We start from the raw sequence: 15,042 nt of genomic DNA, 5'->3' as shown, positions 1-15,042 counted from the left end.
CATCACCAGTCAGATCGTAATCCTCTTTTCCGTGTCCATTCAGACGCTCCCGAGTGCCATGTTCACGAACAATTCCCGCCGGGCTTACACCATCCCCAACTCGCTAACTACAGAGAATACGTCTCGTTACTTTCTCGTTCAATGCATCTGCTCCCAAAGGAGATATATAGTAGGATATTACACGTTTTCAGTGATACAGTCAAGAGAACACCACATTTCACATGTCGTACTTGTCAAGCTGATCCAGGAAATTACGGGATTTCAGCTTGACCTCCAACTGCATATCCATGAACTGACGCATGACATGTTTGATCTCCAGCTTGGTGGAGTCCTTCACGTCGATATTGCCGAGTCGATTCAAATCTATTTGGGCGAACAAGCGCAGCAACTTCAATGTACGCGGAGCAACACTTAACGCAGCCGGATCAAAATGCTTGTAACCCCGACACAAAACCCCACCTAACCTTGGACTGATAAACATATCCTCATCAGCACATTGTTGACCGCTTGAAATACAAGCATCAAGCTGAGGTGCATATCCGGCCGCCTGCAATATTTTAAATTCATAAATACTCATGACGATCAGCGGATCTTTGCCACTCTCCAGTGCATCCAAACAGGCTTTAAGCTGCTTAAACCAAAATGCACCTGTTTCCTCATCCTGTAACACCCGATCGAGCAATTCACAAGCATAGGAAGCGTAAGCAGCCATTGTAATATCCTCGCGCAGTGTATGGTGGGATTGGATAATTTCACCGGCATTCAACGTGCCTAAGCCAGTGTTGCGAAAAAAAACAAATTCACCGTACGTAAACGGCTGCGTTAAAGCGGCATGACGGCTTTTGGATTTTTTCGCGCCTCTGACCAGCACGCCTACTTTGCCTCCGCTTTCGGTGCAAAGCGTAATAATTTTGTTCCCCTCACCGTAATCCATGCTGCGGATGACGATTCCTTCCATCCTGTAAAGCATGCTTCTTCCCCCAAACATTCGCGAAGAAGCCAGTGGTTCGCACTATTCACGGGCTTCTTCATGCTCGTCCGACTCTCCTTCATCCGTGTCTTGCTCCCTTGTCATGGCGCTCTCCCTATATAACAGATACGCACCGACATCTCCAGTCATCGCAAAATACTTCCACGAAAAATCTCGCAATCGTATTCATCCTTTCTTCGGAAATGACGTCTGCATCTCAAAAATAGGATGATGCGAATAGAGGGAAAGTATGTGATGAAATAAATGGATTACGTTGAAAAAGGCTACTGTGTACGGTCTGGACACCGCTTCGCAAATGATTTGATCTTACGATCGCTGTTACCCCTGAATTTATTTTATCCTATGAGAAAAGGAGTAAATTCAGGGGTAAAGGCGAACGCTGACGCTTCTTCAGATTCAAATCCTTCGCTCCGCTACAACGTGTACGCAGTTATAATAACTCTTTTAAAAGCACTCCTTATTTCATCACTGGAAGAAAAGGGTAGGTATAGCGAGAAGTTAAGCGCCGCACAAGAGCGGCGCTTGGAATGACCGAAAGATTTAATTCATACGTCAGTGGTAGAGTCGGACGGCTTTTTGATGCCTACAACAACTATACATATTGATTAATATCAATTTTAGTCTGTATAATCCTTTGACAACCAAAGTGATCGTAGATATGATATCTACTTTTAGGCGTCGCGATGGAAGCCCAAGTCACGAAGGACACGTTCCTGGTTACGCCAGTCTTTTTTGACCTTAACCCAAAGTTCCAGGAAAATTTTGGAGCCTAGCAAGTTTTGGATATCTTGACGAGCTTGTTTGCCTACCTCTTTGAGCATGGCTCCCTGTTTGCCGATAATGATTCCCTTCTGGGAATCACGCTCTACAAAAATAACCGCCATAATATGCACTACACCATTCTCCTGCACTTTCATGTCTTCAATCATAACCGCAATAGAATGGGGTACTTCCTCACGTGTCATGTGCAAAATCTTTTCCCGTACCAGCTCAGCAATGACAAACTGCTCTGGATGGTCGGTAATTTGGTCATCAGGGTAATATTGCGGACCTTCTGGCAAGTATTTTTGAACCTGATCCAAAAGAGTGTTTACATTATTGCCCATTTTGGCCGAGATCGGTACAATTTCCGCAAAGTCATACAGCTTGCGATACTGCTCAATCAGGGGCAACAATGCCTCTGGCTCGATGCGGTCAATTTTATTCAATACCAATATAACTGGTGTTTTTACTTGTTTAAGCTGTTCCGCAATAAAACGGTCGCCTCCGCCTAAACCTTCAGCAGCATCAATAAGAAAAAGTACCGCCTCTACTTCACCCAACGTATTAAAAGCGGTCTGATTCATATAATCGCCCAATTTTGACTGGCGCTTGTGAATCCCCGGTGTATCCAAAAATACAATTTGTGCGTCCTCTGTGGTATATACGCCGTGAATTTTATTCCGTGTCGTTTGGGGCTTGTCTGACATGATGGCAATCTTCTGCCCAATGACATGGTTCATCAATGTTGATTTTCCGACATTGGGTCTGCCAACAATTGCGACAAAGCCAGATTTAAAGTGTTTCTTAGCCATTTTATTTCCTCCAGCGCGATTAAGCACCTAATTTTTATTTTTTCATTAAAGCAGCTGACTCATTAACGTCAACAAGGGTCTATAAAATACAAATATGCCAATAATTACAGCAAAAACCGCTGCCAGGAGCACTGCTCCGGCGGCGGTGTCTTTAGCCGCTTTGGCCAGCGGATGAATATCAGGTGAGATTAGATCCACCGCTGCTTCAACAGCGGTGTTGATCAGTTCGGCTACAATGACTATGGCAATGGCCAAGCACACGAATAACCAGTCGAGCCGGGAGATGCGCAGAGTTAGACCTGCTACAATGACAAGAAGCGCCACAACCACATGTATCCGCATATTTACTTGCGTACGCAGGGCGTATATTACGCCTTCTGCAGCATAGCGAAAGGTCATTCTCCAAGGCTGACGTCTCATTACCGTGTCAACCCCACTTGAGCCAGCACAGCTTCCTGCTTACCCATCATTTCAGCCTCACTTGCATCATCCTGATGATCATAACCTAACAGATGCAGAAAACCGTGGACAAACAAAAACCCGATTTCACGCTCAATTGAATGTCCATACTCTTCGCTTTGAGCTTGCGCTGTCTGTACAGAGATAATAATATCCCCCAGAACATCCGGTACATCATTTAATGGATTATCTTCCGTCGGTTCGTAGATAATTTCAAGCTCTTCATCCAGTGTTTCCTTCATAGCAAAAGACAACACATCAGTGGGACGATCAATACCGCGATAATCCCTGTTCAACTCATGAATTTGATCATCATTCACGAAAGTAAGGGCAACCTCACCGTCTGTAACCCCTTCCGCTTTGCCAGCCTGCTCTAATAAGGTGTTCAGCAGCGTGATCAACGATTCGTTAATTACCATATCGTTTTGTTCATTATTCCAAGCTAATTGAAGGCCCATGCCAACCGCTCCTTTTAATTCTAATGCTTTAGCTGTGCTTCATGCACAAGTAATACTAAGCTTTTCCACTTTCGGGCTTAGGTCTTTCCTCTGGATATTCAATACGGGAATGAAAAATCCCCATTACTGTTTCCTTGAGAGTTTGGGCCACGATATCAAGCTCCCTCATGGTCAGTTCACAGTCGTTAAACTGGTGATCATCAAGACGGCTCTTAATAATTTTTTCAATCATAGATTCTACCTGCTCCACCGTAGGTTTTCGCAAGGAACGAACTGCCGCTTCCACGCTATCAGCAATTCCTACTACAGCAGCCTCTTTCGACTGAGCCTTCGGTCCCGGATAACGGAAATCATCCTCCGTGAAGTCAGGCTCCACTCCCCGCTCTTCCGCCTCACGCAATGCCTTGTGGTAAAAATAGTGCAGGAATGTCGTTCCGTGGTGTTGTTCGGCTATATCACGAATCGGCTTGGGTAGCTTGTAATCCAATTGCATTTCCACACCGTCACGAGCATGGGCTATAATGATGGATTTACTCAGCTTGGGCTCTATTGTATCATGCGGATTTTCCATCCCATTTTGATTTTCAATGAAGTACGAAGGCCTTTTGGTTTTACCAATATCATGATAATACGAACCAACCCGGCACAACAACCCATTTGCTCCTATAGCCTCCGCTGCAGCCTCCGACAGATTACCTACCATAACGCTATGATGATATGTGCCAGGAGTCTCGGTAAGCAGCTTGCGGAGCAATGGGTGATTGGGATTTGACAATTCAACAAGCTTCAGTGCAGACAAGATGCCAAAGGTGGATTCAAAAAATGGCATTAGCCCTATAACGAGGATCGCTGTAACCAGACCGCCTGCAAATGCAAAGGCTACCCCATAGAGTGTCGTTGTTTGAGTCCAGTTCCCTTGGTCAATCAGAGCCAGAGAAAAAACACCCAGAGCCCCGAACAGGCATACCATGATAGCTCCCTTGAACAGCGTTGAACGCTGGCTGGCCCGGTGGGTGGAAAAAATCGACGCCAAACAGACCACAAGGGCAAAAAACCCAAAATTAAAATCAAAAATCTGGCCTTGACGGACATTCAAAATAACACTTGCCAATATACTGAATATAACGGCACATACGAATGCCAGCGACATGTCAAGCAACAGCGTTACAAGCATAGCTCCAAGCGCGATAGGCGCCAGATAGCCGAGATAGGATCGTTCACTAGTCTGCAGTATAGAAATTAACAGCATGGCCCCCACTGTAATCACAAAGATTAACACCAGCATGAGCAACTGTGCATTATTATACTTGAAGTTTCGTGTTCGTGATTGAAATTGACGAATATACATAAACAGACCCAATGCCAGCATCATAGACAACATCAGCAGGCCGAATTGTGGCCAATAGTTGATTTTATCCTTGAGCAGCTCGTTCTCATCAAGCAGTGTATAGATTTCCTGGGTAATAATCTCACCCTTTTTAACGAGCACTTCACCCTGTTTAATGTAAACTGTCGGTGTATCTTCACGAGCCTGTACTTTAGCGTCCTTCGTAGCTGTATCATCATAAAACTTGTTGGCTGTAATCACAAGCCGTGCAAGTTCCTGAACAACCTCCCGGGAGGTACGTTTGGTAAGCGAGCTTGTACTCACGCGCTCAGCTACCTTGGCTCGGGCAGTCTGGGCATCCGTAATTTGATCATTCATCAATCCTGTCACAATCTCACGGGCTACGGGCCGCATTTCGGCAATATCCTCAGATGTAAGTCGTGGAATTTTGATGTATGTCTCCTCTGGGATTCGGTACGTTTGCTCTTTCGTTTTTTCCAGTACCTCATCCAGCAACTTATCTGGATAGGCATCCGCATTACGGCTGTTGTTCACAAAATTTTGCACGAATTCCCGTGCACGTTGAGGAATCTCATCCTTATAAATCGAAATCTTGTCCGCTCTGGAGACCTGATCATCCTGATTTAGCCGTTCAATTCGATCCAAAATACCGGTAATCAGGTTATCGTTGCGGATCGGTACAATGGTATACATAGGCTGCACGCGCTCAGCAGATTCCTCTTGGGCCTTCAAAGTCGCCTTACTGTTAGGAAGCTGCATTGGAGCGACAATTTCCTTTTCACTCGGTTGATTCACCCGGATGTCGTAGCGTTCGGGAAGCAGCTTGGATGCAAAACCCACATAAAAAAGAACCACCAAAAATAAAAACAGAAGATAGCGTGTCGCCACGCTATACTTCCATCCATTCATTCTATGCTGGAACGTTTTTCCTTTAGATAATTCCTTCGAGGTCATCTAAAACAATCCCTCTCCATCATCTTTTTCAAGGCAGCTATGCTGCTCATTGTATTCGTTTTCTGATCATACACACTATACTCGTGCTTAAGAGCTTAGGCTTGATTTTCAGCAACACGGTCATAAGCGACGATGATTTTTTGAACCAGGGAATGACGAACAACATCCTCTTCCGCAAACTGGACAAAGCCTATTTCGTCAATCCCTTTTAAAATCGCATTTGCTTCAATCAGACCGGATTTCTTGCCACGAGGTAAATCAATTTGCGTAACATCGCCGGTAATAACCATTTTGGAACCAAAGCCAAGTCGAGTCAAAAACATTTTCATTTGCTCCGGTGTAGTGTTTTGGGCTTCATCCAAAATAATAAATGAGTCATCCAGCGTACGACCCCGCATATAAGCCAGTGGCGCAATTTCTATCAACCCGCGCTCCAGCGCTTTCGCCGTCTGTTCTGGCCCCATCACATCGTATAGGGCATCATACAGCGGGCGTAAATATGGATCAACCTTTTCCTGTAAATCCCCAGGCAAAAAGCCCAAGTTCTCACCAGCTTCCACCGCAGGACGAGTCAGTACAATACGCTTGACTGAACCTTCCTTCAGGGCAGCTACGGCCAGCACTACAGCCAGATAGGTTTTACCAGTACCCGCTGGGCCAATCCCAAATACAATATCGCGTTTCTTAATCGTGGTTACATAGTGCTTCTGTCCAATTGTTTTGACACGAATCGGTTTGCCCCGAAACGTCGTCGTAATTTCTCCCTTGAACAAATCAAGCAACTGATCAGCGCGCAGATCTTTTGCCAGCTCAATCGCATAATGGACATCCCTTTCGGTTAGTATATACCCATTACGAATTAACTGGAGCAAAACATCGAACAATTGTTCGAGCACTTCTACTTCGTGAGCATCACCAAAAACATTAATTTCCGCCTCACGAGATGCTATTTTTGCAGGAATAGCTGCTTCGATCAATTTTAAAAAGGAATCCTGCGGGCCGAATAACGCCTGACCTTCTCCCGCACTGTTCAATGCAATTTGTATGCTGCGTTGTTGTTCTGCCAAATAGCCTCATTCTCCTTGGTTATGAACTAACGGAAGTTCTTCCGCAATATCCTGTTCCACTTCAAAAAGTACTTTCATATAAACTTTACCATTCTCTCTCTTCTCATGCAAAATTTTTTGGCTCATTATTTTCGTTCCTTTGCCGTATTTAGCTAAAATATCCGCGCGTGCGCCTTCTATTCCTGACATTTTGGCTTCTGTTTCCGTTAACTTCTGCTCTTGTATCTTTGTCTCCCTCACACTTTCATTCATCCAACCCATCGGAAGTTTGTAAGAACGCCATGTTAGCGGATCATGCTCAACGGTTGTTTTATGTGTAGAATAAGGTATTTTTCCATATCCCCACAATTGTATCGCACGGTTGCCTAGCACCAGATACAAGCGATCGTGACTATTACCCGTATATGTGCTGCTGCGTCGTACCATGGGACTACTAATTTCATATTCATGCCACACAAGCCCCTTAATCTCTCCTTTGGCTACGACCTGTTGCTGATTCTCCTCATCTCCAAGCGTTCCTGAAATGAGAATAGCTCCTTTTTTGACCCGCGTATTTTTATGCACAACAGGACGACCCTGCTCGGCAAAAATTTCAGTGACCACCGCGTCCGCCTTGCTGATAAGATGACGTGGACTGTAGAGCGACGGGGGAGTAGGCTGTGAAGCTTCAACAACCTGAATTGTCACCAAGGTCCCCTGTCTTTCCACACCGATCCAGGATGCCTCTGGAAGCTTCTGCATGAGTGCCCGCGAAAGCTTGTCCTGGCTGGAAAGACGAAAGCTCCATTGAAACGGATAAAGCCCCTCCTGTCGGGCTGCTTTCAAAATGGATTCCGTTGGGAGCTTATCATTCCCCTTTACTTCAATGTCCCAGATGAGCGATGACATCAGCAGGAGACCTATCCAGAACAAGGCCAGTCCTGTGAGAAAAAATTTGCGTTTGGCGAGTCGTACTGCAGTGAAGGGAAGTCCTTGACGCTTGAGAACATGCATTTTGCAGCCTGTCCTTCTCAAAAGCGGACGCAGCAGGAAGACGTGCGGCAGCAGAAGGTTCATTTCTGCATGTCTAGTACCCATTGGCCGCACGTTCCAAACAGGTATATGATGATCAGTGAGTAAATTAATGAATGCTTCCACACTTTCGCCCTCGACAGCTAGGGTAACCGTGCCACGCAGCTTTGCTAAAGCGGGATGTTTCACGAGCCTTCCTCCGTTCCTTCCATTTGAATATCCGTAATATGTCCCTCTACACTCACCTGGTCTGGCAGGATAGACGTAATGATTAGATTATGGCCTGACACCCTTAGCCTGCCTTGCGCAAGTGCAAGTACGAGTTGATCTGGCGTGAAATCCACCACACCCCGGTGATTCTCTACATAAAGCTGGCGGCTGCCGATGAGGGTTAACCGCGGCAGATCAAATAGAATGTCCTGCGGAAGCTCCAACGTCTCGCTGGCCCACTTTCGCAGTTTGCGGCTCATCCGGCTCATACGGCGAAATCTCCTTTCCTGTCATCAAAATAACTGTTATCCAACGGCAAATAATTATTTTGACGGCAGCTATGCTGCTTTTTTAATCGCTTGTTATTACCATTCGGTTTCATCCTATGTCTCAACCGTCACTAGACGCTGTTACACCAGCGTCACAGATATCTGTACTGTACATTTTATGATCTAGTCATCGCATTTATGAGGCTAAACTTACAATTCGTAGCAACTGCAATATTAAAGAGGAAAAAGACCGTACTTTCTAAAATTCACATAAAAAAAAGACAACCTCGTTTTCATATCAAAACAAGGCTGTCTTTTTAACTTCATAGTATGAAATGGTTAGTTTTCAGAATCCTGATTCAAAAGCGAGTTTTTTCTGGAGTATAAAAAGTAAACGGCAATACCAATAACAAGCCAAATGATAAAACGAATAAACGTTTGACCATTCAGATTAAGAATAAGCACCCCACATGAAATGATAGCCAGAATTGGAATAAATGGAACCCCAGGACATCGGAAAGCTCTTGGCAAATCGGGTTGTGTTTTTCTCATCACTATGACAGCGACCGAAATGAGAATAAATGCTGATAAGGTTCCAATGTTCACCAAGCTTGCTAACTCATCCAGCGGGATCAACCCACCCATTAATGCAGATAAAGTACCAAAAAACAAGGTGTTAATATAGGGCGTTTTATATTTGGAATGAACCTTTGACAATACTTTAGGAACTAAGCCGTCACGTGACATCGCAAACATAATACGGGTTTGACCATATAGCATTACCAGCATGACCGTTGTCATCCCCAAGATGGCTCCGATATCCACAATACCCGCCACCCAGTTCTGACCGGCAACCTGCAAAACCAATGACACAGGATGGGAGATACCTTCAAATTGCATATACGGCACAATACCTGTCATAATCGTGCTAACGATCACGTACAAAAGCGTACAAATAGCAAGTGAGAAAATAATGCCACGCGGTAAATCACGAGCTGGATTTTTGGTTTCTTCAGCGGCTGATGAAACGGCATCAAAGCCAATGAAAGCAAAAAACACAAAGGCTGCGGCTCCAAACACCCCACTGAACCCAAATGGCATAAACGGTGTCCAGTTGTCTGGCTTTACATATTTAATAGCCACAATGATAAACAATAAAACGACAACAATTTTAACAATAACCATGATATTGTTAATTCGTTTGGATTCTTTTATCCCAAAATAAAGCAAGAACGTGATAGCCATCAAAATTAAAAAAGCTGGAAGATTAAAATAAGTAGTTTGGTCTTTTAAAGCTCCTGGCGCAGCAGTGAATTCAATCGGGATATGAAGACCAATTCCTTTCAAAAAGGATACAAAATAACCCGACCAACCTGCAGAAACAGCGCTGGCGGCCAACATATATTCCAAAATTAAATCCCATCCGATAATAAAAGCCAATAGCTCTCCCATCGTAGCATATGTAAAAGTGTAAACAGAACCGGATACTGGAACAGTGGAAGCAAACTCGGCATAAGCCAGTGCTGCGAATAAACAAGCGAGCCCCGCGATCACAAAAGACAATACCAAGCCCGGTCCAGCCGTAACTGCTCCCGTACCTGTCAAAACAAAAATCCCCGTTCCAATAATGGCTCCAATCCCAAGCATTGTTAAATCGAACGCACCCAATTCCCTTTTAAGCGCCTTTTCTCCCCGTGTAGCGGCGATCAGCTGATCAATGTTCTTCTTTCTGAACAAGCTATTCCCCATCCATCCCATCCTCCTAAACATAAATTTTTACTTTTTGTATAACCCTGTAATATCACCTCGATATAAATCAAATTTTAGCTAAATATGGGGTAAATTTTCATAAGTTCTATCGTTGTGAACATTATATATAAAAAAGAAAAAATGAAAACGACTTTTGGTAAGCTTCGTTCACATTGTTACATTTGATCATTTTTCACGAATATATTTTCACAAATCAGATCCCAAACTAGACAAAATGCCGTCTTTTTAGATGACAGTAAATGTGAGAAAAATGTAGCATATATGAGATCTTCACATTCGCTGTCAGGTAATTAGAGCATTTGCCGTTAAGTCTTTTTTTATTCCAGCATGTTTATGTATCGCTAAAAACATCGTAAAAAAAGATCCGCCACAGCCAAAGCCGTGACGGATCTACGATTATTTTAGCGTCTTCCTCCACCCATGTAACGCTTGGAACGCGGAGGCCCTAATATCTCTGCCCAAATTACACCTCTGCGTAGGTCATCTGCATTCACTGTACCACTCTCTTGTGAAGTTTGCTCTAGCCCATCTGTAATTTCCTCCGAATCTCTCGCATTGGATATACGATCGAGACGGGCTAAAACCATCCTTCGCTCTTCTTCCATAATACGAATTCGATCCTCTAAAGTCGTACCGTTATCTAATGAATCTTGTTCCATCCGTTCTTCCTTTTCCAGCCCGTCTCCTACTTCTTCTATACGACGAGCTTCGATCACCGCACGTCGCTCATTAGGAAATTGACGTTGCAATTCTCCAGTAACATCTTGCTGACGTCGCTCTTGCTCAGGTTCCGTTGTGAAAGGTCTGGGCGACGTCGAGGACCCGCGCGAACCATGATCACCACCAAAAGTAGGCATACCTTGCCGCCGGGAAGATTTCCGATCTCCGCCTTGAATGCTTTTCCCCAAGAAGGACACCAGCGCAAAGCCAATCACGAGCAAGATATACAAATGGTCAAAGATCCAGCTGATAAAGTTCATCACTCACCGCCTAACTGCCTAATTCATAGGCTACGTCCCGTTAGTTAATCCCGGCTTTTGTTATCATTCCCCGAGTTCTCATTCGGTTTGCCTAAGGAACTACGCATTTGCGTATCTGCCTCAATATTTTTTAAATTCATATAGTCCATGACGCCAAGTTTACCGCTACGTAGCGCTTCAGCCATTGCCAGAGGCACTTCGGATTCGGATTCCACCACGCGTGCTCTCATTTCTACGACACGTGCCTTCATTTCCTGTTCCTGTGCTACAGCCATCGCACGCCGCTCTTCGGCTTTTGCCTGCGCAATACGTTTGTCAGCTTCCGCCTGCTCTGTTTGCAGGAAGGCACCGATATTTTTACCTACATCAACGTCTGCAATATCAATCGATAGAATCTCAAATGCTGTCCCTGCATCCAAACCTTTGGACAATACGGTTCTCGAAATGGAATCTGGATTTTCCAGCACGTCTTTATGCGAGTTACTGGAACCAACCGTTGTTACGATACCTTCACCAACCCGAGCAATAATCGTTTCTTCTCCGGCACCGCCGACGAGCCGATCAATGTTGGCACGCACCGTAACACGAGCTTTAACTTTCACTTCGATACCATCCTTGGCGACCGCAGCAACAATAGGCGTCTCAATAACACGCGGATTAACGCTCATTTGGACCGCTTGCAGAACATCCCGTCCCGCAAGATCAATCGCAGCCGCACGTTCAAATTCAAGCGGAATATTAGCCCGCTGCGCGGCAATCAACGCATTGATCACTCGGTCAACATTCCCCCCTGCGAGAAAATGACTTTCCAGCTGATTGATATTCAAGCCTAGACCAGCTTTGGTAGCCTTAATGAGGGGATTGACAATTCGGCTTGGCGTGACACGCCGCAACCGCATAGCTACCAGCGTAATGATACCGATCCGAACACCCGAAGCCAACGCCGAAATCCACAGCATCACCGGGAAGAAACTAAAAAACACGCTCAATACAATAATCGCTACTACGGCAATCAGCAAAATGCTGACAATACCCGATTCGAACACTCGCATCATCCTCCATTAATCTAATTCTTCGTTGTTAGCTTGCTTAGACACTTGCGTCTGCCTTGACCACAATTCGCCCGCCTTCTACTTTGGATACGATAATCGGCATATCCGGGGCGATAAACTCTCCATTCGTTACAACATCCACTCGCTCATCAGCGATTAGCACCGTTCCAGCTGGACGTAATGGGGTCAGACTGACACCCCTCTGACCTAGTAACGTTTCCCGATTCACAACCGAAGAAAACCCTTGGTCAGCCGTTAAACGTTCCTGAAGTATAAAACGGTTCCATATCCCTCGGTCCTTAAAGACAACTGCGATGATCGCCACCACGGCAACAGCCCCTGCAAAAGCAATCCCCAAAGATATAAACGCATGCTGCATGTTGTATGCTGCACGGACTACACCCGCGACAAGGCTGATGGAACCCAAAATACCCAGAATGCCAAAGCTTGGAATGAACATTTCAAGGATAAGCAGTGCCAGACCGATAATGAACAACAGCCACGTCTCCGAACCTGCAAAGCCAGCGATATAATTACCAAAGAAATACAAACCAAATCCAAGTACGCCCAAAATTCCCGGCACACCAAAGCCAGGTACAAGCAGCTCAATAACTACACCCGCGATACCAATAAATAAAAGCAAGGTCTGCACGATCGGATTGGTCAATATCTCGGCTGCTTTTTCAGCCCATGTGCGCTCCACACGGATTACATCATCTGTACTGTAGCCCATCCACTGAATAACTTCTTGTTCCGAAGATGCAATGTGATCCGCATACCCCAATTTCAGCGCTTCCTCACTGGTTAAAGAAATGATCTGGCCATTTTCCTTATTAAAGTTCATCTCCGGGATAGATACAGTCGTTTTGGAGTCGACCATGCCTCTAGCGATATCAGGATTGCGTCCGCCAGCTTCTGCGGCAGATGCCATGCTACTCTTCCACCAAGCTATCGTTTTGGGGTCTGTAATAGCATTCCCCCTGCCGTCTACTAACGCCGCTGCTCCGATAATACTCCCCGGTTTCATAGCAATCTTGTTAGCACTCAACGCAATATAGCTACCCGCTGAGGCCGCTTCACCCTTTATATAGGCTACGGTCGGAATAGGACTGTCTTTAATCAGTTTGCCCAGCTTTTCCGCTGTATCTACCCGTCCGCCAGGTGTGTTAATATCCAGTAAAATCAGACCTGCTTTAGAATCAACTGCTTCTGCAAATCCACGCTCCATAAATTTGCCCAGCCCCTGTTCAATTTCCTGATCAACTGGTATAACAAACACAGCTCCACCCTTTGTTTGAGCCGCCGCTGGTCCAGAATAAACTAAGGGTAACAACAGAACGGATATCATAATCCACAACGTTAAAAAGATCAATTTGCGGCTGGAGTGGTGATGTTCTCTATGCATTTCTTTCCCCCCTTTCGATCTCTCCTTGTTACAGCATACCAAACTTTGTTAGACAAACTATACAGTTTTCAGGATTTAATGTGAAATTATTGGGTATATTGCTAATCCTGATGCCTGTAAAATACTTTACGCCCCTAACAGGCATCACGTTTCACACAATCATAGAAAACGCCTTCACAAAGACGTCTTCCACCATTCTATTTTGGCAGGCATCACACATATAGAAATAACACCCTCTGTGAACAGAGGGTGTTGTGTTTTCCTGTTTGTCGCAGGTTTATTGCAGAAATTGCTGAACCGCTTGGTTCACGAGCTTACCGTCAGCACGACCTTTTACCTTAGGCATCAAGGCCGTCATTACTTTCCCCATCTCGGCTTTCGAAGAAGCACCGGTTTCCTGGATGGTCTGCTGTACAATAACTTTAATTTCTTCTTCAGAAAGTTGTTCAGGAAGGTACTGAGCGATGATCTCTATTTCTGCTTTAGTGCTTGTCGCAAGTTCATCACGACCGGCTTTTTCAAACTCATGGAGGGCATCTTTTCGCTGTTTGATCTCACGACTCAGAATATCAAGCACTTCGTTGTCGTCCAAATTCCGTTTCAAATCTATTTCAAGATTTTTAATCGTAGAACGAACCATTCGAATGGTGGAGAGTTTGAACTTGTCCTTACTCTTCATTGCTTGCTTCATATCTTCGTTCAATCGTTCGCTCAAATTCATGATTACTTAGATCCTCCTAGAACTTTCTCTTACGAGCAGCCTCGGACTTTTTCTTGCGCTTTACGCTTGGCTTTTCATAATGCTTGCGTTTCTTCACCTCAGCCAATACGCCATCCTTAGCAATGGAACGTTTAAAGCGACGAAGTGCAGCATCAATTGTCTCGTTTTTGCGAACTTTAGTTTCAGACACCAGTTTTCCCTCCCTCCGACCAGACCGTCCAAGAGCAATAACACGGTTCATCAAATTTTATTATAGGTGAAACGGAAACCAGGTGTCAACCTATAAGAAAAAATGAGTACATAGAAGGAACCTTTTTTCCCGTCAGTTCCGCATTACTGAAAAGACTAGCTCTGTCATTTTTAAGAATGCGAGTCCGAAATACCTGTCAAGGCACCTAATTTGGCGCCCCCTAGCAAGTGATAATGCAGATGCCCTACCGCTTGTCCACTATCCGGGCCACAGTTGTTAATCAACCGATACCCAGACTCAGCAATTCCTAACTTTTTCGCAACCTCAACCGCAACACGATGGATCTCCGCGATAAGAGGAAGATCCTCCTCCGTTACAGCATTCATTGAAGGAATGTATTTTTTTGGAATAATAAGCACGTGTACTGGCGCCGCAGGCTGGATGTCATGAAATGCGAGCACATTGTCGGTTTCCAACACCTTTTTGCTGGGGATGCTTCCATCTACAATTTTCAAAAACAGATCGTCCATTCAAAACCCTCCTTTGGCAGTGAGCCGATCATCAGCAATTATACACAAGCAGT

The 15,042-nt window shown here is 45.0% G+C and carries 16 protein-coding genes; all 16 read right to left on the bottom strand.

Features of this window, described 5'->3' with window-relative positions; translation table 11 throughout:
- Window positions 1-217: 217 nt before the first annotated feature.
- Window positions 218-970 carry a DNA repair protein RecO gene (gene recO, locus C0638_RS16540; protein ID WP_058711713.1) on the bottom strand — a complete coding sequence of 251 codons (753 nt, stop codon included), beginning with the start codon at window positions 968-970 and terminating at the stop codon, window positions 218-220.
- A gap of 42 nt (window positions 971-1,012) precedes the next feature.
- On the bottom strand, window positions 1,013-1,150 hold the full coding sequence (locus C0638_RS16535; protein ID WP_080658633.1) for a YqzL family protein: 138 nt from the start codon (window positions 1,148-1,150) through the stop codon (window positions 1,013-1,015).
- Window positions 1,151-1,662: 512 nt separating this feature from the next.
- Window positions 1,663-2,565 carry a GTPase Era gene (gene era, locus C0638_RS16530; protein ID WP_058711712.1) on the bottom strand — a complete coding sequence of 301 codons (903 nt, stop codon included), beginning with the start codon at window positions 2,563-2,565 and terminating at the stop codon, window positions 1,663-1,665.
- Window positions 2,566-2,610: 45 nt separating this feature from the next.
- Window positions 2,611-2,985, bottom strand: a complete 375-nt coding sequence (locus tag C0638_RS16525) for a diacylglycerol kinase family protein (RefSeq protein WP_016324558.1) — start codon at window positions 2,983-2,985, stop codon at window positions 2,611-2,613.
- A complete protein-coding gene (gene ybeY / locus C0638_RS16520) occupies window positions 2,985-3,482 on the bottom strand; it encodes an rRNA maturation RNase YbeY (protein ID WP_013372141.1) in 498 nt (165 codons plus the stop codon). The genes C0638_RS16525 and ybeY overlap by 1 nt, the downstream gene beginning before the upstream one ends.
- Window positions 3,483-3,537: 55 nt before the next feature.
- On the bottom strand, window positions 3,538-5,784 hold the full coding sequence (locus C0638_RS16515) for an HD family phosphohydrolase (protein WP_058711711.1): 2,247 nt from the start codon (window positions 5,782-5,784) through the stop codon (window positions 3,538-3,540).
- Between the two features lie 95 nt (window positions 5,785-5,879).
- Window positions 5,880-6,851 carry a PhoH family protein gene (locus C0638_RS16510; protein WP_013372143.1) on the bottom strand — a complete coding sequence of 324 codons (972 nt, stop codon included), beginning with the start codon at window positions 6,849-6,851 and terminating at the stop codon, window positions 5,880-5,882.
- Between the two features lie 6 nt (window positions 6,852-6,857).
- Window positions 6,858-8,051 (bottom strand): sporulation protein YqfD, encoded by a 1,194-nt coding sequence (gene yqfD / locus C0638_RS16505; RefSeq protein ID WP_058711710.1) that lies wholly within the window; start codon window positions 8,049-8,051, stop codon window positions 6,858-6,860.
- A complete protein-coding gene (yqfC, locus tag C0638_RS16500; RefSeq protein WP_025679631.1) occupies window positions 8,048-8,341 on the bottom strand; it encodes a sporulation protein YqfC in 294 nt (97 codons plus the stop codon). Before yqfC ends, yqfD begins: the two co-directional genes overlap by 4 nt.
- A 339-nt stretch (window positions 8,342-8,680) precedes the next feature.
- Window positions 8,681-10,090 carry a branched-chain amino acid transporter BcaP gene (locus C0638_RS16495; RefSeq protein WP_058711709.1) on the bottom strand — a complete coding sequence of 470 codons (1,410 nt, stop codon included), beginning with the start codon at window positions 10,088-10,090 and terminating at the stop codon, window positions 8,681-8,683.
- Between the two features lie 422 nt (window positions 10,091-10,512).
- Window positions 10,513-11,091: a hypothetical protein gene (locus tag C0638_RS16490; protein ID WP_058712603.1), complete on the bottom strand. Its 579-nt coding sequence runs from the start codon at window positions 11,089-11,091 to the stop codon at window positions 10,513-10,515.
- Window positions 11,092-11,135: 44 nt separating this feature from the next.
- Complete coding sequence (floA, locus tag C0638_RS16485; RefSeq protein WP_016324559.1) at window positions 11,136-12,137, bottom strand: flotillin-like protein FloA; 1,002 nt, start codon at window positions 12,135-12,137, stop codon at window positions 11,136-11,138.
- 43 nt (window positions 12,138-12,180) lie between these two features.
- Window positions 12,181-13,548 carry an NfeD family protein gene (locus C0638_RS16480; protein WP_058712602.1) on the bottom strand — a complete coding sequence of 456 codons (1,368 nt, stop codon included), beginning with the start codon at window positions 13,546-13,548 and terminating at the stop codon, window positions 12,181-12,183.
- Between the two features lie 277 nt (window positions 13,549-13,825).
- Complete coding sequence (locus C0638_RS16475) at window positions 13,826-14,269, bottom strand: GatB/YqeY domain-containing protein (protein WP_013372151.1); 444 nt, start codon at window positions 14,267-14,269, stop codon at window positions 13,826-13,828.
- A 16-nt stretch (window positions 14,270-14,285) separates the two neighbouring features.
- Window positions 14,286-14,459: a 30S ribosomal protein S21 gene (gene rpsU / locus C0638_RS16470; protein WP_005547957.1), complete on the bottom strand. Its 174-nt coding sequence runs from the start codon at window positions 14,457-14,459 to the stop codon at window positions 14,286-14,288.
- A 170-nt stretch (window positions 14,460-14,629) separates the two neighbouring features.
- Entirely contained in the window at window positions 14,630-14,989 is a 360-nt protein-coding gene (locus tag C0638_RS16465; RefSeq protein ID WP_013372152.1) for a histidine triad nucleotide-binding protein, read from the bottom strand.
- Between the last annotated feature and the right edge of the window lie 53 nt (window positions 14,990-15,042).

It is taken from the genome of Paenibacillus sp. lzh-N1 (assembly GCF_002872435.1).
Taxonomy (GTDB): domain Bacteria; phylum Bacillota; class Bacilli; order Paenibacillales; family Paenibacillaceae; genus Paenibacillus; species Paenibacillus polymyxa_C.
This window is presented reverse-complemented; position numbering and strand designations above follow the sequence as displayed.

Coding starts and splice junctions, on each gene's coding strand:
- recO (WP_058711713.1), bottom strand. CDS start 970: ATGCTTTACAGGATGGAAGGAATCGTCATCCGCAGCATGGATTACGGT.
- era (WP_058711712.1), bottom strand. CDS start 2,565: ATGGCTAAGAAACACTTTAAATCTGGCTTTGTCGCAATTGTTGGCAGA.
- C0638_RS16525 (WP_016324558.1), bottom strand. CDS start 2,985: ATGAGACGTCAGCCTTGGAGAATGACCTTTCGCTATGCTGCAGAAGGC.
- ybeY (WP_013372141.1), bottom strand. CDS start 3,482: ATGGGCCTTCAATTAGCTTGGAATAATGAACAAAACGATATGGTAATT.
- C0638_RS16515 (WP_058711711.1), bottom strand. CDS start 5,784: ATGACCTCGAAGGAATTATCTAAAGGAAAAACGTTCCAGCATAGAATG.
- yqfC (WP_025679631.1), bottom strand. CDS start 8,341: ATGAGCCGGATGAGCCGCAAACTGCGAAAGTGGGCCAGCGAGACGTTG.
- C0638_RS16495 (WP_058711709.1), bottom strand. CDS start 10,090: ATGGGGAATAGCTTGTTCAGAAAGAAGAACATTGATCAGCTGATCGCC.
- C0638_RS16490 (WP_058712603.1), bottom strand. CDS start 11,091: ATGAACTTTATCAGCTGGATCTTTGACCATTTGTATATCTTGCTCGTG.
- C0638_RS16480 (WP_058712602.1), bottom strand. CDS start 13,548: ATGCATAGAGAACATCACCACTCCAGCCGCAAATTGATCTTTTTAACG.
- C0638_RS16475 (WP_013372151.1), bottom strand. CDS start 14,269: ATGAATTTGAGCGAACGATTGAACGAAGATATGAAGCAAGCAATGAAG.
- C0638_RS16465 (WP_013372152.1), bottom strand. CDS start 14,989: ATGGACGATCTGTTTTTGAAAATTGTAGATGGAAGCATCCCCAGCAAA.